The sequence below is a fragment of the Rhizobium sp. BK377 genome, from assembly GCF_014193935.1.
GTDB lineage: Bacteria > Pseudomonadota > Alphaproteobacteria > Rhizobiales > Rhizobiaceae > Rhizobium.
The window spans coordinates 1-25,578 of record NZ_JACIAC010000001.1 but is presented as its reverse complement, the minus strand read 5'-3'; the positions used below and the strand labels follow the sequence as shown (position 1 = coordinate 25,578).

23 protein-coding genes and 2 pseudogenes are annotated in these 25,578 nt (G+C 59.4%); 12 read left to right on the top strand and 13 right to left on the bottom strand.

The features are described from left to right. Positions 1-149 precede the first annotated feature (149 nt). On the top strand, positions 150-680 hold the full coding sequence (locus FHT92_RS00120; RefSeq protein ID WP_183821790.1) for a single-stranded DNA-binding protein: 531 nt from the start codon (positions 150-152) through the stop codon (positions 678-680). Positions 681-783: 103 nt separating this feature from the next. Here the strand turns inward: FHT92_RS00120 and FHT92_RS00115 are convergent, their stop codons facing one another. Beyond that, complete coding sequence (locus tag FHT92_RS00115) at positions 784-1,431, bottom strand: MarC family protein (protein WP_183821788.1); 648 nt, start codon at positions 1,429-1,431, stop codon at positions 784-786. 225 nt (positions 1,432-1,656) lie between these two features. Between FHT92_RS00115 and gyrA the strand changes: the two genes are divergently transcribed. From gyrA to FHT92_RS00090, 5 genes are all read left to right on the top strand, one after another. Next, positions 1,657-4,455 carry a DNA gyrase subunit A gene (gene gyrA / locus FHT92_RS00110; protein ID WP_183821786.1) on the top strand — a complete coding sequence of 933 codons (2,799 nt, stop codon included), beginning with the start codon at positions 1,657-1,659 and terminating at the stop codon, positions 4,453-4,455. 95 nt (positions 4,456-4,550) lie between these two features. Further along, the gene (locus tag FHT92_RS00105) at positions 4,551-6,044 is read left to right on the top strand and encodes an FAD-binding oxidoreductase (RefSeq protein ID WP_183821784.1); all 1,494 of its coding nucleotides are present in this window, start codon (positions 4,551-4,553) and stop codon (positions 6,042-6,044) included. Positions 6,045-6,054: 10 nt separating this feature from the next. Next, positions 6,055-6,462, top strand: coding sequence for a hypothetical protein (locus FHT92_RS00100; protein WP_183821782.1), 408 nt, complete (start codon positions 6,055-6,057; stop codon positions 6,460-6,462). Next, entirely contained in the window at positions 6,462-7,535 is a 1,074-nt protein-coding gene (locus tag FHT92_RS00095; RefSeq protein ID WP_183821780.1) for a hypothetical protein, read from the top strand. Before FHT92_RS00100 ends, FHT92_RS00095 begins: the two co-directional genes overlap by 1 nt. A gap of 32 nt (positions 7,536-7,567) precedes the next feature. Beyond that, positions 7,568-7,861 carry a hypothetical protein gene (locus tag FHT92_RS00090; protein WP_246735107.1) on the top strand — a complete coding sequence of 98 codons (294 nt, stop codon included), beginning with the start codon at positions 7,568-7,570 and terminating at the stop codon, positions 7,859-7,861. 58 nt (positions 7,862-7,919) lie between these two features. Here the strand turns inward: FHT92_RS00090 and FHT92_RS29585 are convergent, their stop codons facing one another. The 3 genes from FHT92_RS29585 to FHT92_RS00080 all read right to left on the bottom strand — a co-directional run bounded on the left by FHT92_RS29585 (position 7,920) and on the right by FHT92_RS00080 (position 8,674). Continuing rightward, positions 7,920-8,054 carry a hypothetical protein gene (locus FHT92_RS29585; RefSeq protein ID WP_281413008.1) on the bottom strand — a complete coding sequence of 45 codons (135 nt, stop codon included), beginning with the start codon at positions 8,052-8,054 and terminating at the stop codon, positions 7,920-7,922. A 37-nt stretch (positions 8,055-8,091) separates the two neighbouring features. Next, the gene (locus FHT92_RS00085) at positions 8,092-8,301 is read right to left on the bottom strand and encodes a hypothetical protein (protein WP_183747620.1); all 210 of its coding nucleotides are present in this window, start codon (positions 8,299-8,301) and stop codon (positions 8,092-8,094) included. Between the two features lie 97 nt (positions 8,302-8,398). Further along, on the bottom strand, positions 8,399-8,674 hold the full coding sequence (locus FHT92_RS00080; RefSeq protein ID WP_183821776.1) for a hypothetical protein: 276 nt from the start codon (positions 8,672-8,674) through the stop codon (positions 8,399-8,401). A gap of 91 nt (positions 8,675-8,765) precedes the next feature. Between FHT92_RS00080 and coaD the strand changes: the two genes are divergently transcribed. The 5 genes from coaD (at position 8,766) to tgt (ending at position 12,682) form a co-directional block, all read left to right on the top strand. Then, a complete protein-coding gene (gene coaD / locus FHT92_RS00075; RefSeq protein WP_183821774.1) occupies positions 8,766-9,260 on the top strand; it encodes a pantetheine-phosphate adenylyltransferase in 495 nt (164 codons plus the stop codon). 26 nt (positions 9,261-9,286) lie between these two features. Further along, a complete protein-coding gene (locus FHT92_RS00070; RefSeq protein WP_183747237.1) occupies positions 9,287-9,859 on the top strand; it encodes a peptidylprolyl isomerase in 573 nt (190 codons plus the stop codon). 25 nt (positions 9,860-9,884) lie between these two features. After that, positions 9,885-10,394 (top strand): peptidylprolyl isomerase, encoded by a 510-nt coding sequence (locus FHT92_RS00065; protein WP_037106039.1) that lies wholly within the window; start codon positions 9,885-9,887, stop codon positions 10,392-10,394. A 72-nt stretch (positions 10,395-10,466) separates the two neighbouring features. Beyond that, a complete protein-coding gene (gene queA / locus FHT92_RS00060) occupies positions 10,467-11,552 on the top strand; it encodes a tRNA preQ1(34) S-adenosylmethionine ribosyltransferase-isomerase QueA (RefSeq protein WP_183821772.1) in 1,086 nt (361 codons plus the stop codon). Next, positions 11,549-12,682, top strand: a complete 1,134-nt coding sequence (gene tgt, locus FHT92_RS00055) for a tRNA guanosine(34) transglycosylase Tgt (RefSeq protein ID WP_183821770.1) — start codon at positions 11,549-11,551, stop codon at positions 12,680-12,682. Before queA ends, tgt begins: the two co-directional genes overlap by 4 nt. Here the strand turns inward: tgt and FHT92_RS00050 are convergent, their stop codons facing one another. The 7 genes and pseudogenes from FHT92_RS00050 to FHT92_RS00020 form a co-directional block, all read right to left on the bottom strand. Continuing rightward, the gene (locus tag FHT92_RS00050) at positions 12,683-13,111 is read right to left on the bottom strand and encodes a DUF4864 domain-containing protein (protein WP_183821768.1); all 429 of its coding nucleotides are present in this window, start codon (positions 13,109-13,111) and stop codon (positions 12,683-12,685) included. A gap of 74 nt (positions 13,112-13,185) precedes the next feature. Then, positions 13,186-14,451 carry a beta-ketoacyl-ACP synthase II gene (fabF, locus tag FHT92_RS00045; protein WP_183821766.1) on the bottom strand — a complete coding sequence of 422 codons (1,266 nt, stop codon included), beginning with the start codon at positions 14,449-14,451 and terminating at the stop codon, positions 13,186-13,188. Positions 14,452-14,546: 95 nt separating this feature from the next. Next, positions 14,547-15,053 carry a winged helix-turn-helix transcriptional regulator gene (locus FHT92_RS00040; protein WP_183747607.1) on the bottom strand — a complete coding sequence of 169 codons (507 nt, stop codon included), beginning with the start codon at positions 15,051-15,053 and terminating at the stop codon, positions 14,547-14,549. A gap of 60 nt (positions 15,054-15,113) precedes the next feature. Then, a pseudogene (locus tag FHT92_RS00035) lies at positions 15,114-15,403 on the bottom strand (hypothetical protein); the annotation flags it as partial. Positions 15,404-15,528: 125 nt separating this feature from the next. Then, positions 15,529-17,877, bottom strand: a complete 2,349-nt coding sequence (locus FHT92_RS00030) for a calcium-binding protein (protein WP_183821764.1) — start codon at positions 17,875-17,877, stop codon at positions 15,529-15,531. Between the two features lie 497 nt (positions 17,878-18,374). Beyond that, positions 18,375-19,565, bottom strand: a complete 1,191-nt coding sequence (gene fdhA, locus FHT92_RS00025; RefSeq protein WP_183747216.1) for a formaldehyde dehydrogenase, glutathione-independent — start codon at positions 19,563-19,565, stop codon at positions 18,375-18,377. A 166-nt stretch (positions 19,566-19,731) separates the two neighbouring features. Continuing rightward, positions 19,732-22,512, bottom strand: coding sequence for a M16 family metallopeptidase (locus tag FHT92_RS00020; RefSeq protein ID WP_246735105.1), 2,781 nt, complete (start codon positions 22,510-22,512; stop codon positions 19,732-19,734). A 768-nt stretch (positions 22,513-23,280) separates the two neighbouring features. Here FHT92_RS00020 and FHT92_RS00015 point away from each other — a divergent pair. Further along, positions 23,281-23,535 (top strand): hypothetical protein, encoded by a 255-nt coding sequence (locus FHT92_RS00015; protein WP_183821760.1) that lies wholly within the window; start codon positions 23,281-23,283, stop codon positions 23,533-23,535. On the opposite strand, the gene FHT92_RS00010 is transcribed toward FHT92_RS00015, so the two are convergent. Together FHT92_RS00010 and FHT92_RS00005 are read right to left on the bottom strand one after the other, a co-directional pair. Beyond that, positions 23,532-25,142, bottom strand: coding sequence for a winged helix-turn-helix domain-containing protein (locus tag FHT92_RS00010; RefSeq protein ID WP_183821758.1), 1,611 nt, complete (start codon positions 25,140-25,142; stop codon positions 23,532-23,534). The two genes, FHT92_RS00015 and FHT92_RS00010, sit on opposite strands and share 4 nt — an antisense overlap. A 124-nt stretch (positions 25,143-25,266) precedes the next feature. Then, positions 25,267-25,407 (bottom strand): annotated as a pseudogene (locus FHT92_RS00005) (helix-turn-helix domain-containing protein); the annotation flags it as partial. Positions 25,408-25,578: the final 171 nt, after the last annotated feature.

The window sequence follows — 25,578 nt, the reverse complement described above, 5'->3', positions numbered from 1 at the left end:
CAGGATCATAGCGAATAATTAGAACAAATAAAGAACAAAATTCCTTGTGGATTAAGAGGGCCTGGATGCGCATCGCTTGTCCTCTATGGTTTAAGGTGCGCCGATGATTTTTGAACGCCGCCGGTCAGGGCGGCAGTAAGGTGAGCGATATGGCTGGCAGTGTGAACAAGGTAATTCTTATCGGAAACGTGGGTGCCGACCCCGAAATCCGGCGCACGCAGGATGGCCGGCCGATCGCCAATCTCCGCATCGCGACCTCAGAAACCTGGCGCGACCGCAACTCCGGCGAGCGCCGCGAGAAGACTGAATGGCACACCGTCGTCGTCTTCAACGAAGGCCTCTGCAAGGTCGTCGAACAATATGTGAAGAAGGGCGCCAAGCTCTATATCGAGGGCGCTCTGCAGACCCGCAAATGGCAGGATCAGAACGGCAACGACCGCTACTCGACGGAAATCGTGCTGCAGGGCTTCAATTCGACGCTGACGATGCTCGACGGTCGTGGCGAAGGCGGCGGCGCGAGCTCCGGCTTCGGCGGCGGTCGCGGCGGCGATGATTTCGGGGGCGACGACTACGGCGCGGGTCCGTCGTCGGGGGGTGGCCGCAGCAGCGCCCGTGGCGGCAGCAACAACAGCGGTGGCGGCAACTTCTCGCGCGACCTCGACGACGACATCCCGTTTTGATCGATCCTAACCGAAGATTTGAGGATCGCGCTCTAACTTTTTGAATCCACACATCGGCCCGAAAATCGATTCCGATTTTCGGGCCGATGTGTAAGCGCCGTTTTCAGGTCGGCGTCGCGCTGATCAGGTTGAGGGCGGATTTCGCACCGTCCACGACGAACTGGGCGGCAAGAGCCGCCAGGATGACGCCGAGAAGACGGGTCAGGATCGCGCGGCCGGTGACGCCGAGGAAGCGGTCAAGCCGGTCGGCGAGGAATAGCGCCACCAGCGTGATCAGCAGGCAGCCGGCAATGACGCCGATTAGCTGCGCACGCTCGACGGTGGAGGGCAGGGTGCCTCCGAGCAGGATCGTCGCCGAAATGGCCCCCGGTCCGGCGATCAGCGGCAGGGCAAGCGGGAAGACGGCGATATTCTCGATATGATCCTTGATGATCGCCACTTCCGTGGTCTTTTCCTTGCGGTCCTGCCGACGCTCGAAGACCATTTCGAAGGCTATCCAAAAAAGCAGCAGTCCGCCCGCCAGCCGGAATGCGCCGATGGAAATGCCGAGAACGCCGAGCACGCCGGAGCCGAACAGCGCGAAAACGGCAAGGATGATGAAGGCGATCGTGATGCCGCGCAGCGCCACCTGCTTTCGCTCCGGGCGGCTCATACCCACAGTGAGGCCGAGAAAGAGCGGGGCAAGCCCTGGCGGATCGATGGTGACGAGCAGCGTCGTGAACGCGTTGATCAGTTGGTCGGCGCTTGCCATCGCTTCTCCAAAACCCCATATAGATGCTTGTTTTTCATGATTGTGCTGTACCGATTCCGATTTGGCAAATGCATGATTGCTGATTGTCTTCCTACTACGGGCAAATACCGTGGTTTGCCCTCTTTCGACCGCAAAAGCCTGTTCAAAACCCTTGGCCAAATTGGCGTGGGAACAGGCTTTCCGCTATAAATCTTCGAGTGATTCTAGAAGAGAACGTGAACCGTTTTGACTGAGCAAACACCCCCCGGCGGCGGGAAGCTCCCGCCAGGCATCGAGCCCATCTCCATTATGGAGGAAATGCAGCGGTCCTATCTCGATTACGCCATGAGCGTGATCGTGTCGCGTGCGCTGCCCGACGTGCGCGATGGCCTGAAGCCCGTGCATCGGCGCATCCTTTACGGCATGTCCGAGCTCGGCATCGACTGGAACAAGAAATACGTCAAATGCGCCCGCGTTACCGGGGATGTGATGGGTAAATACCATCCGCACGGCAACGCCGCGATTTACGATGCGCTCGCCCGCATGGCGCAGGATTGGTCGCTCCGTCTGCCGCTCATCGACGGCCAGGGCAATTTCGGTTCTGTCGACGGTGACCCGCCGGCGGCAGAACGTTACACCGAATGCCGCCTGCAGAAGGCCGCCCATTCGCTGCTCGATGACCTCGACAAGGAAACTGTCGACTTCCGCGACAACTATGACGGCACGCTGTCTGAACCCGTCGTTGTTCCCGCCAAGTTCCCGAACCTGCTGGTCAATGGCGCGGGCGGCATCGCCGTCGGCATGGCGACCAACATTCCGCCGCATAACCTTTCTGAGGTCATCGACGGCTGTATTGCGCTGATCAACGATCCCGCGATTGAATTGCCGGAACTGATGCAGATCATTCCTGGCCCCGACTTCCCGACCGGAGCCAAGATTCTCGGCCGCTCCGGGATCCGCTCGGCCTACGAAACCGGCCGCGGTTCCGTCGTCATGCGCGGCGTTGCCACCATCGAGCCGATGCGCGGCGACCGCGAGCAGATCATCATCACCGAGATCCCCTATCAGGTGAACAAGGCGACGATGATCGAGAAGATGGCCGAACTGGTGCGCGAGAAGCGCATCGAAGGCATCTCCGACCTGCGCGATGAATCCGACCGCCAGGGCTATCGCGTTGTCGTCGAATTGAAGCGCGACGCCAATGCCGACGTCATCCTGAACCAGCTTTATCGTTACACACCGCTGCAGACCTCCTTCGGCTGCAATATGGTGGCGCTGAACGGCGGCAAGCCGGAACAGCTGACGCTGCTCGACATGCTTCGCGCCTTCGTCTCCTTCCGCGAGGAAGTCGTTAGCCGGAGAACGAAATTTCTGCTCCGCAAGGCGCGCGAACGCGCCCACGTCTTGGTCGGTCTGGCGATTGCCGTTGCCAACATCGACGAAGTCATTCGCGTCATCCGCCAGGCGCCGGACCCGCAGTCGGCCCGCGAAGAACTGATGACCCGCCGCTGGCCGGCGGAAGATGTCGAAAGCCTGATCCGTCTCATCGATGATCCCCGCCATCGCATCAACGAAGACCTGACCTATAACCTCTCCGAAGAGCAGGCCCGCGCCATCCTCGAGCTGCGTCTTGCTCGTCTGACGGCTCTCGGCCGTGACGAAATTGGCGATGAACTCAATAAGATAGGCGAGGAAATCAAGGATTATCTTGATATCCTGTCGTCGCGTGTCCGTATCCAGACGATCGTCAAAGACGAGCTCGCTGCAATCCGCGACGAGTTCGGCACGCCGCGCCGCACCGAGATTGTCGATGGCGGTCTCGAAATGGACGATGAGGACCTCATCGCCCGCGAAGATATGGTCGTGACCGTCTCCCATCTCGGCTACATCAAGCGTGTGCCGCTGACGACCTATCGTGCGCAGCGCCGCGGCGGCAAGGGCCGTTCGGGTATGACCACTCGTGACGAGGATTTTGTTAGCCGGCTATTCGTGGTAAATACCCACACACCGGTTCTGTTCTTCTCCTCGCGCGGCATCGTTTACAAGGAAAAGGTCTGGCGCTTGCCGATCGGCACCCCAACCTCGCGCGGCAAGGCGCTGATTAACATGCTGCCGCTGGCGTCAGGTGAACGCATCACCACCATCCTGCCGTTGCCTGAGGATGAGGACAGCTGGGATAATCTCGACGTCATGTTCTCGACCACGCGTGGCACGGTCCGCCGCAACAAGCTGTCGGATTTCGTCCAGGTGAACCGCAACGGCAAGATCGCCATGAAGCTGGACGAGGAGGGCGATGAAATCCTCTCCGTCGAGACCTGCACGGATCGGGACGACGTTCTGCTGACGACGGCGCTCGGCCAGTGCATCCGCTTCCCGGTCGATGATGTCCGCGTCTTCGCCGGCCGCAATTCCATCGGCGTGCGCGGCATCAATCTCGGAGATGGTGACCGCATCATTTCGATGACGATTGTCGGTCATGTCGATGCCGAGCCGTGGGAGCGCGCTGCTTATCTCAAGCGCTCCGCCGCCGAACGTCGTGCGACGGGCGTGGACGAAGAGGATATCGCTCTGGTCGGTGAAGAAGTCACCGAAGAGGGACAGCTCTCCGACGAGCGTTATGAAGAGCTGAAGGCACGCGAGCAATTCGTGCTGACGGTTTCTGAAAAGGGCTTCGGCAAGCGCTCGTCTTCCTACGATTTCCGCATCTCCGGTCGCGGCGGTAAGGGTATCCGCGCCACCGATACGTCGAAGACAGGCGAAATCGGCGAACTGGTCGCCGCCTTCCCGATCGACGATGGCGATCAGATCATGCTTGTTTCGGATGGCGGTCAGCTGATCCGCGTTCCGGTCGGCGGCATCCGTATCGCCAGCCGCGCGACCAAGGGCGTGACAATCTTCTCCACTGCCAAGGATGAGAAGGTCGTATCGGTCGAGCGCATCAGCGAGCCGGAAGAAGAGGCGGCAGAGAACGGTGAAGAAGCCGTGGTTTCCGAAGGCGAAGTTCCTGCAGTGGGCGAAGCTGACGAAACCCCATCGGCTGAATAATTCACCACTTTCTCATTGCAGACCGGGCGGCCTCTGCCGCCTGGTTTTTTATTGCGCTATGAAGAGCTTGCCGATTCATCCGGAGGGGGAATGTTGTGGGCAGGTGGACAAGGCGAGGGGTGCTGGCCGGTATTTCGGCCGCAGCCGGTGTGGCGGCAGGGCGTTTTTTGCTTCAGCCGCAAAGTGATCCCGGACCAGCCTTTCCGACAGAGCTTCCCGTTGAAGACGGCACGATCGTTCTCAATGACGCGGGAGAGCTGACGCCGACCCGGGTCGTGGCCCATCTGACCGTCAAGGAGCCGCCGCAGGATGCCATGATCGGGCAGTTACGCGCAGCACTGGCCGATGCGGTCAAGGCAAACCGGCCCTTCATCGCCAGCGCCGCACGCCATTCGATGGGTGGCCAGAGCCTTGCCGAAAACGGTACGGCGCTAACGCTAGATCAGGATTGGCTGGAGGCGGATACGGCCGCCAAGACCTACCGCGTCGCCGCCGGTACGCGCTGGTCGACGATCATTTCCAAGCTCGATACCATCGGCTTTTCGCCCGCCGTCATGCAGTCCAACAATGATTTCGGCGTCGCCAGTACCTTTTCGGTCAATGCGCACGGCTGGCCGGTTCCTTTCAGCGCCTGCGGCAGTACCGTCCGTTCTATCAGGTTGATGACGGTGGACGGCAATCTGCTGACCTGCTCACGCACGGAAAACGCGGAGCTCTTCAACCATGCCATGGGCGGATACGGCCTTTTTGGTATCATCACCGAACTTGAGCTCGACATGGTGCCGAACGTGCTTCTGCAGCCTACCTTCGAGCATTTGGCGGGTGAGGATCTCGGATGGCGCTTTGCCGAAGTTCTGGCGAGCGATAGCGCGATCAACATGGCCTATGGCCGTATGGATATTTCGGTCGATCGTTTTTTTGAAGAGGCGCTGCTGATCACCTATCGCGCCGCTTCGGACCAGACGAAGATACCTCCGGCCTCCGGCTCCGGTTTTATCAGCCACATATCCCGCGAAATCTTCCGGGCGCAGCTCGGTTCGGATACGGCCAAACATCTTCGCTGGTGGACCGAGGCTGTCATTAACCCATCGCTTGCGGAGCAGGCGACGCGCAACAGCCTGATGAACGAACCTGTCGTCACGCTCGACGACCGCGATCCGTCCCGCACGGATATCCTGCACGAATATTTCGTCTCGCCGTCTCGCTTCGCTGATTTCGTCGCAGCCTGCCAGGATATCATTCCGGCCTCCTATCAGCAGCTCCTGAACATCACGCTGCGCTATGTCGATACCGATCGCGACAGTGTGCTGGCTTACGCCACGGAACCCCGCATTGCCGCGGTCATGCTCTTCTCGCAGGAAAAGACTGTCAGAGGCGAGGCCGACATGCAGCGCATGACGGAAGCGCTGATCGAGCGCGTGCTCTCAATCGGCGGCAGCTACTATCTGCCGTATCGGCCGCATGCCCGATTGGATCAGTTTACCCGCGCCTATCCCCGTGCCGGAGAATTTGCAGCGGCCAAGCGCCGCCTAGATCCCGGCCTTACCTTCCGCAATCATTTCTGGGATCGCTATCTCGGAAGCCTCTAGGGAGATCATGATGTCCAGGCTTCGGCTGATTGCCGCGCTTTATACGGCGGCTCTGCTCTTTGCAGCAGCGTTGAATTACATTCCGGGACTGACGGATGCGGAGGGGCGCGCTTTCGGGATTTTCGCGCTCGATATCTATGACGACAGCCTGCATCTGGCCTCGGCCGCCTGGGCCGGCATCGCAGCCTTCCTGTCTGCCCGTGCATCCCGAGCCTTCCTTTTCTATTTCGGCCTGCTCTATTTTAGCGATGGCCTGCTTGGACTGGTCACCGGGTCGGGCTATCTTGATCTCGGCATCGTCAACTACGGCATTCAGGATCTTCCCTTTACGTTCAAGGTCCTCGCCAACCTGCCGCATCTCTTTCTTGGCGGTGTGGGGCTCGCATCCAGCTATATCTTCCGCCGGGAGGCCCCGTGATGCGGCGCCTTCTGAAGATCATCGGCTGGCTCCTCGCGGTTCTCGTCGTCGCCGTCCTGCTGCTGCTCAGCCCCGTTGCCTATGTCGAAACCTTCTGCCATGCCGACCCTGAGCCTGACAGCTATAAGCCGCTGATATCGGATCCCGAATCCCACCGGCAGGAGGCCAATACCTATCTCACCTATCCGGAGTGGCATATCGTCTATGCCTATGACGGCCTCGCCGAAACCCTGAAGACGGGCGACGAACATGGCTTCGGCTATGTCTCCAGCGTGAGGGATTTCTGGGTCGCAGACTGTGCGCTGACCCGTATTGCCGATCGCCACGGCGGCGCTGACAGCGAGACGCGAATGATGATCGCCACCATCGGTGTCAGCTTCACCCTCGAAATGGGCCTGAAGGCGACCTATGAGGAAACGGTCGGCCGGCTTTTTGCGCTCTGGCGCGGCAGCGAAAAGACGCCGCAGGATATCGTTGCCCGCGAGATGGCAATCGATTATGCCGCCTTCCTGCGTCAGACCCCATGGTACAAATATCCCTTTCAACCCTGGATCGACAGGCTTTGGGCCGCACCTGTGGAAGAGCCGCTGCGTGGCTGGGAGCGCCGTCTGGCACTCGGCGGCGAGTGGCGTGCCAAAATTGGCTATGCCGGCATGATTGCCAGCGCTGTTGCGGCAACGGGCGAGGCGAAGCTAACGATCCGATCGGTCGTATCAGGGCTGCCGGCGAACACGCTTTCGACAATTCCCGATGTATCGGTCATTTCGGAAAGTGCTGATGGTGTACTGATCGAAACGCCGCGCTACGACCGCTTCACACGTATCCTTGCGGAGATCGCGAAGGCCGGCGGCACAATCCGCGAGATTGCCGGCAACGACGAAATCATGGTGTCGCTAACCATGCCTTCAGGGATGGAGCAAGGCAATCTGGCCGGCGAGGTGATCGCCCGCCTGCCTCGCACCGGTTTTGACAGCGACCGCCTGCTTCTGTCAGTCAGGATAGCTGATCTGGCGCCGCTGCTCAAAGACCGGCCGATTGCCGATCCCGGCCTCGAGCATATATTCGATTTCTGAACCATCGGACAGGTCGCTCTTTGATCACACGCTTGGCACGCAGGACAGGCACTTCGATTGCGGTCGTCGCTGCAGTCTTCGTGCTGTTTGCTGTGGTCTTTGCGGCAACGGGCGAGGCGCCAGCTGCCATGGTCTTTCCCGCCGGCAGCATTGAACCCGGCTCATTGCCCGAAGGTGCCTCCATCCTGCGGTGGGGCAGGAGCTTTGCCGTCGTCACAAGCGAACGCAGCGACTATGTGCGTGCGCTCTATGGCAAGGGGGCGCTTCTTGTTCTGCCGCTGCGTAAGAGCGGCTGTCTGGCGCTACGGCCTGCATCTTCGCGATGAGAAAAGCCGGATGCAGAACATCCGGCTTGCATTCATGCTTTGCGCTGCAGGAGCGGCTTTAGAAAGCGCTATGCTTCTTGTTGAGCGATTTCACTTCCTCGCTTTCACGGCGTAGCGCGGAAATCGTCGAAGTAACGGACACTATGAACATGATACTGATGAGTGCTGTGAGAACTGTCAGGATCGTGAACATGGCCGTTCCTTTCTATAGGGAGTTGCGTTAACGCCCCTTAGTACTGACCGAGTACGCTTACGGTGCGTGCCGAAGCGAACGGGCCATAGACTTTGGAAGCATCAACCTTCTGGTTGTCATAGAGAGCGATTGTGGCAGTCAGCATGCCCGTAATCATTACCATCCAGAGCATGTTGATCATGGTGATCTTGCCAGGCATCTTAATTCCCTTCCTGCCGCGTTGCCGCTTCTCGTATGTGTCGATCATGTGAACGCATCCGTCTTTAAAAGGTTCCCGCCGGATGTTGACGGGGGTTTACCAATGGTGTTCTGAAGCGACCTTGAATGTCGTGTTCATCTGCCGTTCAGAATTCAAATCGATTAGAACGCATGCGTCCAAGCTGGCGCATGATGGCTGCATGTTCATTGACTTCCGGGCGCACCCAGCCAAGCTGATGCCGATCTGCGAAGTAACCATAGAAAAGCTCTGCAAATACCGAAAAAATAACGGCTATTGCAATGAGGATGATCAGCATGATCAGGGTCTTTCCGGGGATGACGCTACCGGGACCGGTAGCTTCTGTGTCGATGATCTGAGTAAAGCAGATCGCGTCTGAGCGGGCCTTGAACGTGCCGTTCATTCATCGTTCAGCCGTCTCTGACGGCATGGCTAATTGACTTGCGGGAAAACGGCTTCCATGACAAAAGGCGTCAAACGAACGGCCGGACCAAATGACCACAGCTTTCTATCCGGGGTCCTTCGACCCGATCACCAACGGACACGTTGACGTGCTGGTGCAGGCGCTCAACGTCGCCGAAAAGGTGATTGTCGCAATCGGTATCCACCCCGGTAAGACAGCGCTCTTTTCCTTCAACGAAAAGGCCGAACTGATCCGCGCGTCGCTCGCCGAAGTGCTGCCGGAAAAGAGCGCGCTTATCGATGTCGTCTCCTTCGACAATCTCGTCGTCGATGCTGCGCGCGCGCATGGCGCAAGCCTGCTTATCCGCGGCCTGCGTGACGGCACCGATCTCGATTATGAAATGCAGATGGCTGGGATGAATCGGCAGATGGCGCCCGATATCCAGACCATCTTTTTGCCGGCAGGCACAGCCTCGCGGCCCATTACCGCCACATTGGTGCGCCAGATCGCGGCCATGGGCGGAGATGTCAGCGCCTTCGTACCGGCGGCCGTGTTGAAAGCCCTGAAATCCAAGCGCAAAGACTAGGCGGAAACCGCCTCAATGGAGCCCACATGAAACTCTTCTATCTTGCATTTGCCGGCGTGCTGTATTTCGCTTCTTTCGCGGGGGACGCCTTTGCGCAGGCTGCCGATCACTACGTCACCATTCAGCTGAAGAGCGGCCCGGTCGTGATCCAGCTCCTGCCTGACGTCGCGCCAAAGCACGTTGCGCAGATCGAAGCGCTGGTGAAGAAGGGTGAATACGATAATGTCGCCTTCCACCGTGTCATCCCCGGCTTTATGGCCCAGACCGGCGACGTGAAATACGGCAACATGGAAAAGAACTTCGATGCGAGCCAGGCTGGCACCGGCGGCTCCGATCTGCCTGACCTTCCGGCAGAATTTTCCAAGACACCCTTCGTCCGTGGCACGGTCGGCATGGCGCGCGCCCAGGATCCGAATTCCGCCAACTCGCAGTTCTTCATCATGTTCGCTGACGGCTCCTTCCTGAACGGCCAGTACACGGTTGTCGGCAAGGTTGTCTCCGGCATGGAAAACGTCGACAAAATCAAGAAGGGCGAAGGCCAGAACGGCGAAGTCAGCAATCCCGATCGCATGATCAAGGTCACGCTGGGCAAGAAGTAAGTTCAAGATAACAAGGAGAACGACAATGGCCGAGATCAAGGATCCGGAAAACACCATCATTCTGGAAACCACCAAGGGCAAGGTTGTCATCCAGCTTCTGCCGCAGGTGGCCCCCGAGCATGTCAAGCGCATCAAGGAACTCGCCCGCGAGAAGGCTTATGACGGTGTCGTTTTCCACCGCGTCATCGCCGATTTCATGGCGCAGACGGGTGACGTGCAGTTCGGCAAGAAGGGCGGAGAGAACTTCAACCCAGGTCGCGCCGGCATGGGCGGCTCTTCGAAGGATGATCTAAAGGCTGAATTCTCTGCAACGCCGCATGTCCGCGGCACCTGCTCGATGGCTCGTTCGCAGAGCCCCAACTCGGCCAACTCCCAGTTCTTCATCTGCTTCACCGATGCTCCGTGGCTGAACAAGCAGTATTCCGTCTGGGGCCAGGTCATCGAAGGCATGGACAATATTGACAAGATCAAGAAGGGCGAACCCGTTTCCGATCCGGATTCGATCGTCTCCATGCGGGTTGCCGCCGACGTCTGATTGTGATTTCTGCTGGAACCCGCCCTTGCGCGCGAGCGCGGGGCGGGTTTCGCTTTGCCTGAAAGTGCCTCGATGCGCGTAGACCTCTTCGATTTCGACCTGCCGGATGAACGCATTGCGCTGCGGCCCGCCGAGCCGCGCGACAGCGCGCGGCTGCTCGTCGTCGATCCGAATGCGCGGACAGTGCTTTCCGATCACCGCGTCTCGGATCTGCCCTCTTTCCTGCAGGCAGGCGATGCGCTGGTCTTCAACGATACCAAGGTCATTCCGGCCCAACTCGAAGGCATTCGCCATCGCGAGGGCGCCGGCGGCCAGCAGGTTTCGGCCACACTCCACATGCGGATCGGCGCCAACAAATGGAAGGCCTTCGCCAAGCCCGGAAAACGCATCAAGGAGGGCGACCGTATCGCCTTCGGCCATGGCGGCGAAAGCTGCATGATCGGCTCACTCGATGCGACCGTCGAAGAAAAGGGTGAGGCGGGTGAGGTAACGCTTGCCTTCGGTCTCTCCGGACCCGCATTGGACGAGGCGATTGCCAGCGTCGGCCATATTCCGCTGCCGCCCTATATCGCCGCCAAGCGGCCGGAGGATGAGCGCGACCGTGCCGACTACCAGACGATCTATGCGCGGGAGGAAGGAGCTGTCGCCGCCCCGACCGCCGGCCTGCATTTCACACCTGATCTGTTCGAGGCGCTCGACAAGGCTGGCATCGAACGGCATTTCGTGACGCTTCACGTTGGCGCCGGCACCTTCCTGCCGGTCAAGGCCGACGATACCGACGACCACAAGATGCATCTCGAAAGCGGCTATGTCAGCGCCGAGATCGCTGCGAAGCTGAATGCCGTCAAGGCAAGGGGCGGACGCATCGTCTGCGTCGGCACGACCTCGCTCCGGCTGATCGAGAGCGCCGCCGAAGAGAGCGGCGAGATCAGACCCTGGGCGGGCGCGACAGGCATCTTCATCACGCCTGGTTACCGCTTCAAGGCGGTCGATATACTGATGACCAATTTCCACCTGCCGCGCTCTACACTCTTCATGCTGGTCTCGGCCTTTGCCGGTTTCGAGACCATGCACGCGGCCTATACGCATGCCATTTCGACAGGCTACCGCTTCTATTCCTACGGCGACGCGAGCCTTCTTTTCCGGAAAGATCGATGACGACTGAGAACTTCCAGTTCACCCTCAAGAAGACCGATGGCGGCGCGCGCCTCGGTGAAGTTTCCATGCCGCGCGGCACGATCCGCACACCGGCCTTCATGCCGGTCGGTACGGTCGGCACGGTCAAGGCCATGTATCTCGACCAGGTGCGCGAGACGGGTGCCGACATCATCCTCGGCAATACCTACCACCTGATGCTGCGCCCGACGGCGGAGCGTGTCGCCCGCCTCGGCGGCCTGCACAAGCTCATCCGCTGGGAGCATCCGATCCTGACGGATTCCGGTGGCTTTCAGGTCATGTCTCTGTCCGGCCTGCGCAAGCTCGATGAGCAGGGCGTCACCTTCAAGTCGCATGTCGACGGCAGCCTGCACCATATGTCACCGGAGCGCTCCATCGAAATCCAGGGGCTGCTCGGCTCCGATATCCAGATGCAGCTCGATGAATGCGTGGCATTGCCGGCCGAGCCCAAGGAAATCGAGCGCGCCATGGAGCTCTCGTTGCGCTGGGCCGAGCGGTGCAAGGTCGCTTTCGGCAACCAGCCTGGCAAGGCGATGTTCGGTATCGTCCAGGGTGGCGACGTGCCGGCCCTGCGTGTCCGCTCTGCCGAGGAACTGGCAAAGCTCGATCTGAAGGGCTACGCCGTCGGTGGCCTTGCGGTCGGCGAGCCGCAGGACGTGATGCTGAAGATGCTGGAAACGACGCTACCGGTCTTGCCCGGCGAGAAGCCGCGCTACCTGATGGGCGTCGGCACGCCTGATGATATTCTGAAATCCGTCGCCCGCGGCATCGATATGTTCGACTGCGTAATGCCAACCCGCTCGGGCCGCCATGGTCTGGCCTTCACCCGCCGCGGCAAGGTCAATATCCGCAACGCCCGCCACGCAGAAGACATGCGCCCGCTCGACGAACAGTCGAACTGCCCGGCGACACGCGATTATTCGCGCGCTTATCTCCATCACCTCGTCCGCGCCAACGAGGCACTCGGCGGCATGCTGCTCTCCTGGCATAATCTGAACTACTATCAGGAACTGATGCAGGGCATCCGCAAGGCGATTGCCGAAGGTCGCTTCGCCGATTTCATGGCCGAGACGATCGAGGAATGGGCGAGGGGTGATCTCGAGCCCGTCTGATCAAATGCCCTTGCTGTCGGCGTTTGGCACGATCTGCACGCCGTTGATCTTGAAGCTACCATCAGGCTGACGAGCGACCTGATAGATCGCCGTCCAGTCCTTGCCGTCCCGACCTGAGATCAGCACCTCCTGATAGATCATTGCTCCGTCGTCGATCGATCTGCTGCGACCGAAGGCATAGTTGCCGGGGTGATAGACCGGCTCGTAGCTTTTCTTCACCATCGCGAAGAAGACGTTTTTGTCTGGATACATGGCCTTAATGCCAGGCGCAGCAAACGAATAGGCGGTATCCGCATCGTCCTTGAGGAATGCCCTGATCTGCTCCTCGATCATCGTCTGTGTTGCCTGCACGGGATCTTCGGCGCGGGCGGCCATGCCTGACATCATGGATACAGCACACAGAACCAGCACTGCGAAGAAGGCGCGCATAGGATCATCTCCGGCTATGTCAGCAGAAGTGTAGGCTATTTTGCGCGCAAGGAAAGAGCCCGATAAACCAGGACTCAGGACCAGCGGCGGAAGAGGGCGCTGGCATTGACGCCGCCGAAACCGAAGCCGTTGGTGATCGCATATTCCATCCCTACCTTGCGCGCCACCTTGCCCACGAGATCGATGCCTTCGGCCGCCGGATCGGCCGTTTCCAGATTGCGCGTCGGCGGAGCGATCTGGTCGCGCAGTGCGAGAATCGTGAAGATCGCTTCGAGCCCGCCTGCAGCACCCAGAAGATGACCCGTCGCCGATTTGGTTGCGCTGACGGCAACGCTGCCATCGCGGCCAAAGACTGTTCCGATTGCAGCGATCTCGCCCTTGTCACCAACCGGTGTCGAGGTCGCATGCGCATTGAGATGCTTGACCTCCGAGGCCGGGATACCGGCCTGCCGTAATGCCGCTTCCATCGCCCGGCGTGCACCGTCGCCGTCTTCTGGTCCAGCCGTCATATGGTAGGCGTCGGCGGCCGTGCCGTAGCCGACGAGTTCGGCAAGAGGTGTCGCGCCGCGCACCAGCGCATGCTCAAGTGTTTCGATGACAAGAATGCCGGCCCCTTCGCCCATCACGAAACCGTCGCGCGCCGTGTCGAAGGGACGCGAGGCCAGTTCGGGCCGGTCATTGAAGCCGCTTGAGAGTGCGCGAGCTGCCGCAAAGCCGCCGAGGCTCACCTTGTCGATGCAGGCTTCGGCGCCGCCGCAGATAGCGACGTCAGCTTCACCGGAGCGGATCAGCCGCGCCGCGTCGCCGATGGCTTGAACGCTTGCCGCGCAGGCCGTTACCGGCGCCCCGAGCGGGCCTTTGAAACCGTAGCGGATACTCACCTGACCGGCCGCGAGATTGACGAGGAAGGAAGGCACAGTGAAGGGCGAGAGCCGCCTCACGCCGCGCGTCTCAGCCGTGCGCACCGCATCCGCAATCGCCGGAAAGCCGCCGACGCCGGAGGCGATGATCGTCGCCGTCCGCTCGCGCGCATCCACGCTCTCCGGCATCCAGCCGGCTTGGCGCACCGCTTCGTCTGACGCCATCATAGCGAACTGGATGAAGCGATCCATCTTCTTCTGGTCTTTGGGCGGCACGGCGCGGTCGGGATCGAAACCGGCTTCGGCATCCTCATTGATGGAGGGAACGACCCCACCGACCTTGGCGGCGAGATCGCCGACCATATCTTCGGAGAGAACGCGCAGGCCCGAACCGCCAGCGACGAGCCGGTTCCATGCGGTCTCGACGCCAACGCCAAGCGGCGAAACAAGTCCCATGCCGGTGACAACAATGCGTTCCATGGATTTTTCCTTTCTAAAGCAATTCCAGCAAGACTGCGGAGCTGGTTTGCGTTCGGAACTGCGTAAAAACAAAGAGATAGAGCATTGGAAATGCTCTACGCGTCGATGCCGAGATAGTAGGCGCGCATGCGGGCGATCCGTTCGCGGTCGCCTTCGTCAGCAGCCGGTCCCGGCAGCAGACAGGTGTTTTCGGGTTTCAATTCTTCGCCGCTGGCTGCATCCACCAGCACGGGTTGCCGTTCCTCGCCGGAAGCGGCATTGCCGAGCAGGAACGCAAGATCCTCTTGCGGAACGTGCCGGCGTCCCCAGGAAAACAGGGCCATCAGGACGGGGAAGAAATCGCGCCCCTTGTCCGTCAGCACATATTCGTAGCGGGCAGGGCGCTCGTTGTAGAGGCGCTTTTCGAACAGTCCTTCATCGACCAGATGCGCGAGCCGCCGCGTCAGGATGTTGGGCGCCACGCCAAGGCTTTTCTGGAATTGGTCGAAGCGCGTCAGTCCGTGAAAGGCATCGCGTAGGATCATCATGCTCCACCAGTCGCCGACGCTGTCGAGCGCGCGGGCGGCCGGGCATTTGAAATTGGCGAAGCTTGTTCGTTGCATGATGAAAGTCACTACAGAAGTTACTTGCATCATGCAAGTCACTAGTTCAGGCGTTGTCTCGCCCGAAGATCTGCGCCGCACCACACCGGTTAGAAGAGCGCCCGCCGCAACGAAAATCGCGTCGACGGGGTTCCGATATAGAGCGGCCCGACATTGGCGAAGAGAAGGAAGGCCACGAGGAAATTGAACCAGCCCCAGAGGACATTGGTAACCGGTGAACTGAGCTTAGCACCCTGCAGCCGAACGAAAGACGCTCGAAAGGGCCTGCCGCTGACGCCGTTGACGAAATGTGGCAGGCCGTTGGTCAGGAAGGCGGCAATGAGGTGAACGATATAGGCGACACAGCGCAATGATTTCTGCGCTTGTCTGATGGGGCGCACCGACAATGTGGTGCGGTATCTGCGTGCGAGAAGGAAAAAAAGGGGCTCCGGAAAGGAGCCCACGCAGGTTCGCCGCTTGAATAGCCAGCCTGCTCTCAAAGGAACAGGAAGTCATCATGATGGAGCGGCGCCAGGTTGGAAAATGTCGCAACTTGCACGGCCGCTCCGCGCCCGTTTCCATCGGCGTCGTAGAAGAGGTTCCCGGTCGATTGATCGTAGATCAGACGATCGTTCGCATCCAGGGCCTTGGTGCCGGGCACGAAGTTTTCGGCGGAAAAATTCTCGGGATCGATCGCCGCAAAGACCTCGTGGTCAAGCACGATTTTATCGCCGGCGCTTGTCGAAAAGTCCTCGATCTTGTCGATGTTTTTGTAGGCATTTGGCTTGAGATCGAAGATGAAATGATCGGCTCCAGCTCCGCCGTTCAGAACGTCGTTGCCATTGCCGCCGATGAGCTGGTCGTTTCCGGCGCCGCCTGAAAGCACGTTGGCTCCAACATTGCCGGTCAGTACATTGTTTCCGCCATCGCCCGTGGCGTTGATGTATCCCGTGCCGATAAGCGTCAGATTTTCGACCGTACCAAGCGTGTTCGCCAGATTGTAGGATATGGATGCATTAACGGTATCATTGCCGTTGCCGCCTGTTTCATCGACGATGTCGCCTGCCGAATCCACCTTGTAGGTGTCGTTGCCGAGGCCGCCAATCATCCGGTCTTCGCCTCTGCCGCCGTCGAAAATATTGTTGCCGGAATTGCCGGTAAGGATGTTGTTCATGACCGTACCGGTCGCATCGATGTTTGCCGACCCGAGGAGGGTCAGATTTTCGACGTTGCCGGTCACATGATCCTTATCCGCCAGGCTGACGGAGACCGTTGACTTGATGGTATCATTGCCGGACGCGCCAGCCTCGATAACGACATCGTTGGAGTTGTCGACGATGTAGGTATCGTTGCCGCGGCCGCCCGTCATCCGGTCTGCGCCTGCCCCGCCATCCAGCACGTTGTCCCCGTTATTGCCGACGAGAACATTGCCGAGTTCATTGCCGGTAGCGTTTATGTTGGCGTTACCGGTCAGCGTCAGGTTCTCGATGGCGCCGACCGCATGTGCGGTATCCGCCAGACTGAAGCTGATCGACGACATGACGATGTCTGTTCCACCGCCGCGGCTTTCATCGACGATGTCGGTCGGGGAAGTGACTGTGAATGTGTCGTCTCCGCCGCCGCCATAGATGTGGCCGGGCTCCTGCAGGGCGGCAGATGGAGCAGCGATGTTGATGATGATGGGGTGATCGACCACATCCACGTTGAGGGAGGAGATGTTGCTGAAGCTTTTGATCGGCACGTTGCCCGTCAACGGATCGTAGACCTGCACCGTCCCGAAAGCTCCGCCCAGATTCACGTTGACGCTGGCCGTCGTCGCCTGGATCGCTTTGTCGGTCGTCTGGTTCCAGATATCGGGTTCGTTCCAGATAATGATCTGGTAGCTTCCGTCGGATTTCTCCGTCAGATAACTGCGCGCGGTGGAAGGTAGCCCGTTGATGGTGTAGTTGAGCGTCCCCGGATTGAACGTCGCCTGCGTCGCGCCGTCATCTTCGAGAATGTCTGTCAGATTGTGGATCGCCGTTGCCGCCGGCTTCGGGGTGTAATCCAGCCGAAACAGCCCGAAATGCTTTTCCTGGTCGGCGCCTCCCGGATCGGAATAGGCATCGAGAAGCTGATAGATGAAGGTCCCCTCCGATCCGAGAAAAGCGCCGTCCATCAGTGTATTGAGAAGCAGTTTTGCCTGCGTCGTCTCGTCGACGCCCTCCCACCCGCCGTTGGTATCGGCGGTGAGCGACGTGTGATAGCCGATCTCGGTGATGGTGAGCGGCTTGCCGGGATCGGCCCGCATCTGGTCGCCGGATTCACGCGAGAGCCAGGAGAAGGGCTGGTCGCCCTCTTTCGCATAGGTGTGGATCGTCGTGTAATCGTTGGAAGAGGCAACCGTGTAACCGGTGAAGCCGAGAACCGGAATGTCCTTCAACAGCGGATCGGCATTCACCGCGTTGAACAGGTCCTTTTGATAGGCGAGCGCCGCAGCCTCTCCCGAAAGCCCCTTATAGGACACCGGCCAGTTGTTGACCTCGTTCGGGCCTTCAATGCCGACGACTGCGCCGGGATGCGCTTCCACAAAGGCGTGCAGTCGCTGGACCACAGTGGCGGGAGTATCGTCCCGCCCGGAGACGAAAACGAACTTGACGCCCGCATCTGCCGCATCCCCAAGATGGCCTTGGCCATAAGGGTCGGAGGCGGGAGTGGGGGCGTGGTCGCGAACTGTGTCGAGGCCAAGATAATCCAGGGCTTTCACAACTTCCGCGATATTCGAATATTTTCCATCGGTATAGTCGATATGTGTATCGATTCCGAATGAATCGATAACATCTGTAATTCGAGTGGCTTGGGTCATTTCACAATCCTCCCTTGGAAGTAGAAAAGATTACTTCCAACGTATAGTGATTCCATCAAACGCAGCCCTGCTTCACAGTAGAATCCGCCAAAGTTATGATTGCGTTAACTATATTGTATTGTTCCACAGATAATTGCGGCTGATGCTTTGGCATTAACCCGATATTGTACGGACGTCGCACGCTGACAGTGGAAGGATCGGGGAGACCTCGCTAATAAAGCGAGAACGCGTGGTCGCTGACGGACACGCTATAGCGACTGGTTCGCGCTCAGAGAGAAGATCGACGTCCGCTTTGGCGCCACCAATTATAGGATGACGTCGCAAATGCAGGCAAAGTCGCATCGATTTGCGGGGGATGTCTTGACGGGCCGGCAGCGGCGCAGAGCACCGCGCGTATGAGCCAGAAGCGGCGAGCCTCGAAAACTCAGTATGGGGGGAGGGGTGGCCAACCCCGATAGGAAATGCCGGGACGTTTCCGCCCCGGCACATCGTATCGATCAGGCCGCCTTGGCGATTGTGCCATGCGGATCGAGGACGAATTTCGTCGCCGCACCCTGGTCAAAGCTCTCATAGCCCTGGGCGGCATCCTCAAGCGAAATCACCTTCGCATTGACGATGTCGGCGATCGGAAGCCGGTCATGCAAGATCGCCTGCATGAGCTGGCGGTTATATTTGAGCACCGGTGTCTGGCCGGTATGGAACGACTGCGCCTTCGCCCAGCCAAGGCCGAAACGAAGCGAGAGGCTGCCATGCTTGGCCGCATTGTCCACTGCACCTGGATCTTCCGTGACGTAGAGGCCGGGAATGCCGATGGAGCCGGCGGCGCGGGTGATCTCCATCATCTGGTTCAGCACGATCGCCGGCTGTTCACCGCCGGAATGTCCACGCGCTTCGAAGCCGACGGCATCGATGGCGCTGTCCACTTCATTGGTGCCGACCACCTGCGCGATCATATCTCCGAGCCGGTCGCTCTTCGACAGATCGATGGCTTCGAAACCGACACGGCTGGCATGGGCGAGGCGGTCCTTGTTGAAATCGCCAATCATCACGACGGCCGCGCCGAGGATGCGGGCGGATGCCGCCGCTGCAAGACCGACCGGGCCTGCACCTGCGACGTACACGGTAGAGCCGACGCCGACGCCGGCTCTGACCGCGCCGTGGAAACCAGTCGGCAGGATATCGGAGAGCATGGTGAGATCACGGATCTTGGCCATCGCCTTGTCGCGATCGGGGATTTTCAAGAGGTTGAAATCGGCGTAGGGGACCGTGACATAACGAGCCTGGCCACCGATCCAGCCGCCCATGTCGACATAGCCGTAGGCGCCGCCGGCACGTGACGGATTGACCGTCAGGCAGACGCCGGTGTCCTGTGATTTGCAGCAGCGGCAGCGCCCGCAGGCCACATTGAAGGGCACGGACACGATGTCTCCGACATCGAGCATTTCCACATCAATGCCTTTTTCAATGATTTCACCGGTAATCTCGTGTCCCAACACGAGGCCCGGCATCGCCGTAGTGCGGCCGCGCACCATGTGCTGGTCTGAGCCGCAGATATTGGTGGAGATGACTTTCAGGATAACGCCATGTTCGATGCGACGGCCATCCGGCGCCTCGAGTTTCGGATCGTCGATGTCGCGGACTTCCACTTTTCCGGGCCGCAAATAGACGACGCCACGGTTCTTGCTCATTTCCGTCTCCTCCGTTGAAATCAAGGCAACGCGCTACAGCTCCTCCCGCAGCGATTGCTTGTCATAGAGTAGACCAGAAAGATCCGAGCGCCGTCCCGAAAGCGACGCCCTGCAGGCGGAAACCAGCAAAACCGGACCATGCCGCCGCCTTCAAAGCTCGCAGTGGCTATCGTACCGCGGCCGGCAGCACCTCGAATTTCCAGAATTTATCCGGCTGGAAGTAGGTCATAGCAAATCGGCGGATATCATCGACGGTGACTTTGTCGTAGCCGCTGAGATTGTCGCGTATCCGTTCCAAACGGCGAGGGTCGGTTTGAGCGCCGTTCAGATACTGCACCCAATATTCGTTACTCTGCTGCTGATGCTTCAATGTTTCGATGATCGGAGCCCGGGCCCTGACCAGTTCGTCCGGCGAGACATCGTTTGACCTGAGATCATCAGCGATCTTGTCCACGAGCGCATAGAAATTCTCGACCTTGTCCGGCGTCGTCTCGACATAGAGATAGGCGTAGCCATAGCCAGGAATGTCCCACGACAGGTCCATTGCGCCCTGTGGACTATAGGTCGCGCCTTCGGCAATGCGGAACTGGTCGATCAGCCTGTTTTCGAAGATTTGGCCGGCGACGTTGGCGGTAAAGCCCCGCTGAATATCCGAGAGCATATCGCCAACGGGGGCGGCGACAATCGCCGCGGCGTTATCGTCCCGGCCGTTATGGGTCCGCATGACGGGTTTTTCGGTGGGGGCAGGGAAACGCACATCGTTTGCAACATTGTCTATTGTCGCGTCCGGGCGAGCCGGCAAAGCCCCGAAGGTTTCAGCCGTCAGGCGGATTGCCTCGTCCGCCGTTATGTCGCCGACAATGGTGACATCGATGGGGCCTGCGGAAATTTGCGGCCGGAACAGCGCTTCGAAATCTTCCAGTTTCGTGGCGGACAATTGCGCCTTGTCCGGGAACGTCCAGCGCGGGTCGCCGGAATGCACGAGGCCTGCGAAATCGCGGCCGATGACGGCCCCTGGCGTCGCCTCATATTGATCAAGGTTGTTCAAGTAGGCTTGTCGGACTCGCTTGAAAACTTCCGGTCGGTAGGTGGGATCGGAAGTGTAAGCTGCCATGATCTGCAATTGCGTCGCAAGATCCCCCGTCTGTGTCTGGCCGGTGAACTGGAAGGAGCTGTCATCTACCGAGAAATCGATGCCGGCGATTTTGGCGGCCAGCGCTTTCTGTAAATCCGGGTAATCCATAGCCTTGGTGCCCGACAGGACGACGGCCGGCGATGTCCAGATCGCAAGGGGATGGTCATTTGGCAATCCCAGCCGGCCGCGACCAATATCCTCGCGCACCAGCACTTCGTTGGCGCGTAGCTTGGTCGGCTTGATGGTCAGCCGCACGCCGTTGGCAAAGCGCACCATAGTCAGGCCGAGATCCTCGACGACGCGACGTTCGACGACAGCGCCAGGTTCACCGAAATGGGTATAGGGCCAGACGACCGCTGCCGCAGCGGACGGCGCGGTGACTGGAACGGCACGGGAGGCGTCATATGCCTGTCTGATGCCGCTGGCGCCGCCCTTTGGCGCTTGAGCGGTCTGCAGGACGAGCTGCGGGCCGTTCCCGGAAAAGACACCTGCGACAACCTCGTTGACCTCGGCCGCTGTCAGCCCCTTGGTGATCGTCTCGAACATCGAAAGATTTTCCGCGGGGGAGGTGAAGACCTGATTGTCATCCACGCTGCTCGCCAGCATGGAAGCGATGTCGGTGCTCGTGCGTGTCGCAGCACCGGCGGCGGCGGCTTCAAGGAGAGAGCGATATTCGACGATTTCGCGATCAAGCTCGGTCTGCTCGGCGCCGAATTGTTGGAAACGACGCTGTTCCTGATCGATGGCCACGAGCGCCTGCTGCCATTTGTCTGTCTCGGAATTCGCCATGACGACAACGATATGGGCGGAGTCGAACAGATCCTGAGAACCGACGGAGGCGCTGATGAAAGGTGCATCGGCTCTGCTGGCCATGGCGCCCAGCCGACGTTTGAGTACCAGGAGACCGAGATCTTCAACCAGCTGCTGGCGCCGCTTGCCAAAAGTGTCAGGCGAAGCATCATAGGGTCGCGTCCAGGCGATCTGGACATTTGTTGTGCCGCCTGGAACGGTGATGACCTCGGCGCTTTCGCCTTTCGGCTTCAGCGTGCCTAGATCGGGCCTGTGCGGGGCAGGGGTAGCGGCCTTCCAATCGCCGAAGCGCTGCCTGATTTCCAGTTCCATGGCAGTGGGATCGACATCGCCGACCACGATGAGCGTGGCGCGATCGGGCCGATAGTTCGCATGGTAGAAATCACGCAACAGATCGACAGGCGCATTGCTGATAATGTCGATCTTGCCGATCGGCGCGCGCATCGTCACGCGCTGGCCAGCAAGCAGGGAGTTCGTGACGCCGATAGCGGCGCGATATTGCGGCGTGTCGCGCAGTCGCTCTTCCGACAGGATGACGCCACGCTCACGGGCGAAGGCGCCGGCATCCAATGTCAGCTCGCTCGCCGTCTCGCGCATCAGCATCAGGCCGGTCGAAAGCGTGTCCGCATCGACCTCGGGAAGATCGAGTGCGTAGACGGTCTCATCATAGGACGTGTTGGCATTGGTGTCCGGCCCGAAGGCCAGGCCCTTGCGCTGCAGGATGCGGATCATCTCGTCACCGGCAACATGCGTCGAGCCCTTGAAGGCCATATGTTCGAGGAAATGCGCCAGCCCTTGCTGATCATCCCGCTCGTCGAGCGACCCGGCGCCGATCCGGAAACGGATCGCCGCCTGTCCCGGCGGCGTGGCGTTGCGCATGATCGCAAACCGCATGCCGTTTTCGAGCGTACCGAAGTGGATGCCAGGTTCGGCCGGCAGGTCGCTGAGCGTCTGCGGCCAGGGTGTGGATGGGCTTTCAGCACGAGCCGGCAATCCCGACATAAATGTTGCAGCAAGCGCGATCGCCAACAGGAATCGCAAAAAACTTTGAAATCTCACAGGTTTAAAGCATTCTCTTTAGCTGGTTGGCACGGTGTGATGTTGGCCAGACTATCAATTAGGTTGCATCTCACATCAACGCCTATTTTCGGGACGGATGCTTTTCCTAAATCGTCCCAGGCGGCGCGTCGGACCGGCTACTTGTTAAAGCTGATGAAAGCTACGATGTCGTCAGGCTGTCAGAGGCGAGACGTCGACTGGAAGATGCGGCGATCGGGCCGCGTTTCGTTCAACGAAGGCGTCGATTGGTAGCTTCGCCGTGGACGGCTGGCATGTCCGCCGGGCCGAGGACGGTGATGGGCGACGAGGGGCGACCCTCTGGCGCTACACGGCGGGGCGCGTAGATGGAGATCGGGCCGCGTCCCGCTGATTATCAGACAACCTTGAGCTTGGCTGCGGCCTTCAGAGTGGAACCCCGCCGGTACCGGTGCTGGGCGAGCCACTCGGAGCAGCTGGGGTGGTGGGCGTGGTCGGTGTCGTCGGAGTAGGGGGAGTGGTCCGGGTGGTCTGACCCGACCCACCTTCGCTTGGCGCAAAACCTCCCTTCAGTGCGTCCTGCATTAATTTCTTTCCTCCGTCCCTCTCCTCCTGCACCCGCTGTTGTTCTTGCCCGCTCAAAATGCATCCCTGAAGGACGCTGGCGGCACTTAGGAGCACTGCCGAAAGTGTGATGGTGTATCGGATACGCCTGGCTTGAATTGGCATGTTCGCATGGTCCTCAAAAAGTTTAATGCGCGTTTTGCTCGACGCATCGCGCTTGGGAATTTCAACCAGTTGTCCGTGATTTCCGTCCTCAGTCAGGACGTGATGTTCGGGCCGGCAACAGCCGTCGTGGCTATCAGGCAATTGTTTGTGCAATATTTGAGAATTGAAAAAACCGGCGTCGTAATTGATCCGAACGAGCGGCTGGCGCGGCTGCCTCTCGAGCGCTTCTACAGATATTCTGATTGGCCGCTGGTGGCCTAGACGGCCGCGACGGAACCGATGCTGCGAAGCACAAAATCAGGAATGATTTGTTTCCCGTACAATCGTGACACATGCGCGATCATGTTGCGCATGACGTTTGCACGACCCTGTTCCAGAGCTACGTGGCGCGCAGAGGTAAAGTAGAGATACTCGATCGCGCCGGCAGCGTGATCGGGACCAAGTGCCGCAAGTGCGTGTTCCAAGGCATCCGACAATCTTTGATCGGGCGCCGCGACCATCCAGCCGATCATCAGGCGAATCTGAGGCGGGCAATCCAAGCCGAGGTCAGCCATGTCGGTGGCCCGTGCTGCCGAAGACGCACTGTGGCCTGCAGCCAGCATTGCGATACACTTCAGGACCCTCATGTGGCGGTGAAATTCGGAACCCGGTTCGGCCACTCTAATGCCTTGATCGAAGATTCCGACAGCTTCATCAAAACGCCCGCGGGCATATCGCAGCTGTCCGAGAATGGGCAGACCGGCAGTGGAGTCTTGGGTGCGGGTGAGGGCGCTCTCGACAATTTCCTCGGCGAGGTCAAGATGGCCCCGGTTGATGAAGTAGAGAAGCTTGGCGGCGCCCAGCATCAGCAGCGGTTTGTCCTCGATTTCGGGCAGGCAGTCCAGGACGGTCGCTTCGATCTCGCTCTCTATGCGATCGCGTTCCTCCAGGCTCATGCCGTCATCGAACGGACTGGTCAGGACAAGGCGCGCAAAGAGATGCAAGCCCCATTGAATCGCGGCGTCGGCATCGAAGGGGTCCTGCGAGCGGCCTTTAGCAATTTGCTCGCCGCTTGCCAGCCACTTCGGATTCGAGGTCGAAAGCAGGTTTGAGGCCCTTCGGAGCCGGGCTTCAGGCGTTTCATCCAAGGGTATGCCGAGCCCGTTGGAGGCCTCTTCGAGGGCTTGTTGCAAAGTATCGACAACGCCTTGAGATACGCGCGTCGCCTCGTTTGCGAATGAGATATTATCTGTGACATCGAGATGCAGACGAAACGCTTTCACGATCCGCTTTGACGGCATTTCCCGCAGAGTGGCCGCACAATTGAGGCGGCCAGTGTCGGCGTGAAAACTCACCTGCAGGAAATAGCGCGACTTGTCATAGGCAGAGAGAAGATTTCTGTCGGCAACAATGACCCTGCGGCCGATGCCGATACCTGCAGCAATCATGTCGCTAAGTTTGTCCATCAAGGACAGGCCTTGTTGACGGAGCGGATGATTCTGAAGCTCGAAGCTTGGGCCGATGACCAGGAATGCATCGATCGGACCCCGGCGAGATGGCGTCGCGATCCAGACGTAACCCTCGCCATATTGGGTGGCGATATAGATGGGTGATTTTGCATTATCACCCAGCTTCAGCCGCAACCTGTTGACCAGAAAATCGATATTGCGATCGGAGGAATCGGAGCCCGGCTGAGCGATCTCATCTAGCAGACGGCTGCGAGTCATAAGACGTTGCGGACTGCTGGTGAAAGCGAGCAGCAGGGCGCGCTCGTTTCTGGTGAATTGGATAGTCTGCCCGTTGCGATGGGCAAACATGCAAGCTTCGTCGATTGTCAGATCCCCAAAATGGAGAGTTTTTGCCTTGCCTGTATCCGCAAACGAAATCATGTCAATTCCAACCGCCTGACCAGCGATCACCGCAAATCGGGCGATTGAGCGGCTTTACACCGAAAATATTCTGCAAGCCTATAAGACGAGTTTGCGCGAAACAACATACGTCGTTTGACAGAAGCGATCGCCTGATCTCAGCGTAGATGGTCGAGCGGTGACGACCGAGCTGGCGGGCCATCTCATTGATCGGAACCTTGCGCTCGACCAGGTGATGAAGGCGACGACGATCGGCCAGGGTCAATTGCGAATAGCAGCGGGACATGCCAAAATTTCCAAAGTGAAGCCATGGAAATCATTGGCATGTCGCACTTGGAAATAGAATGTACCTGCTACAAGAATTGTCAAAGCTGGTTAGATGCGCGACGTCGCCAGCCAGTTAGAAATGCGACACTCAGCATCTCCGCTGGCGCTGACGGCAGCCCCCGATCCGACC

Bases quoted from the DNA above. Each gene is read 5' to 3' on its own strand.
- FHT92_RS00120 (WP_183821790.1), top strand. From the start codon at position 150: ATGGCTGGCAGTGTGAACAAGGTAATTCTTATCGGAAACGTGGGTGCC.
- FHT92_RS00115 (WP_183821788.1), bottom strand. From the start codon at position 1,431: ATGGCAAGCGCCGACCAACTGATCAACGCGTTCACGACGCTGCTCGTC.
- FHT92_RS00100 (WP_183821782.1), top strand. From the start codon at position 6,055: ATGTCCAGGCTTCGGCTGATTGCCGCGCTTTATACGGCGGCTCTGCTC.
- FHT92_RS00095 (WP_183821780.1), top strand. From the start codon at position 6,462: ATGCGGCGCCTTCTGAAGATCATCGGCTGGCTCCTCGCGGTTCTCGTC.
- FHT92_RS29585 (WP_281413008.1), bottom strand. From the start codon at position 8,054: ATGTTCACGATCCTGACAGTTCTCACAGCACTCATCAGTATCATGTTC.
- FHT92_RS00085 (WP_183747620.1), bottom strand. From the start codon at position 8,301: ATGATCGACACATACGAGAAGCGGCAACGCGGCAGGAAGGGAATTAAG.
- FHT92_RS00080 (WP_183821776.1), bottom strand. From the start codon at position 8,674: ATGAACGGCACGTTCAAGGCCCGCTCAGACGCGATCTGCTTTACTCAG.
- coaD (WP_183821774.1), top strand. From the start codon at position 8,766: ATGACCACAGCTTTCTATCCGGGGTCCTTCGACCCGATCACCAACGGA.
- FHT92_RS00070 (WP_183747237.1), top strand. From the start codon at position 9,287: ATGAAACTCTTCTATCTTGCATTTGCCGGCGTGCTGTATTTCGCTTCT.
- FHT92_RS00065 (WP_037106039.1), top strand. From the start codon at position 9,885: ATGGCCGAGATCAAGGATCCGGAAAACACCATCATTCTGGAAACCACC.
- queA (WP_183821772.1), top strand. From the start codon at position 10,467: ATGCGCGTAGACCTCTTCGATTTCGACCTGCCGGATGAACGCATTGCG.
- tgt (WP_183821770.1), top strand. From the start codon at position 11,549: ATGACGACTGAGAACTTCCAGTTCACCCTCAAGAAGACCGATGGCGGC.
- FHT92_RS00050 (WP_183821768.1), bottom strand. From the start codon at position 13,111: ATGCGCGCCTTCTTCGCAGTGCTGGTTCTGTGTGCTGTATCCATGATG.
- fabF (WP_183821766.1), bottom strand. From the start codon at position 14,451: ATGGAACGCATTGTTGTCACCGGCATGGGACTTGTTTCGCCGCTTGGC.
- FHT92_RS00040 (WP_183747607.1), bottom strand. From the start codon at position 15,053: ATGCAACGAACAAGCTTCGCCAATTTCAAATGCCCGGCCGCCCGCGCG.
- FHT92_RS00030 (WP_183821764.1), bottom strand. From the start codon at position 17,877: ATGACCCAAGCCACTCGAATTACAGATGTTATCGATTCATTCGGAATC.
- fdhA (WP_183747216.1), bottom strand. From the start codon at position 19,565: ATGAGCAAGAACCGTGGCGTCGTCTATTTGCGGCCCGGAAAAGTGGAA.
- FHT92_RS00020 (WP_246735105.1), bottom strand. From the start codon at position 22,512: ATGTCGGGATTGCCGGCTCGTGCTGAAAGCCCATCCACACCCTGGCCG.
- FHT92_RS00015 (WP_183821760.1), top strand. From the start codon at position 23,281: ATGGTCCTCAAAAAGTTTAATGCGCGTTTTGCTCGACGCATCGCGCTT.
- FHT92_RS00010 (WP_183821758.1), bottom strand. From the start codon at position 25,142: ATGATTTCGTTTGCGGATACAGGCAAGGCAAAAACTCTCCATTTTGGG.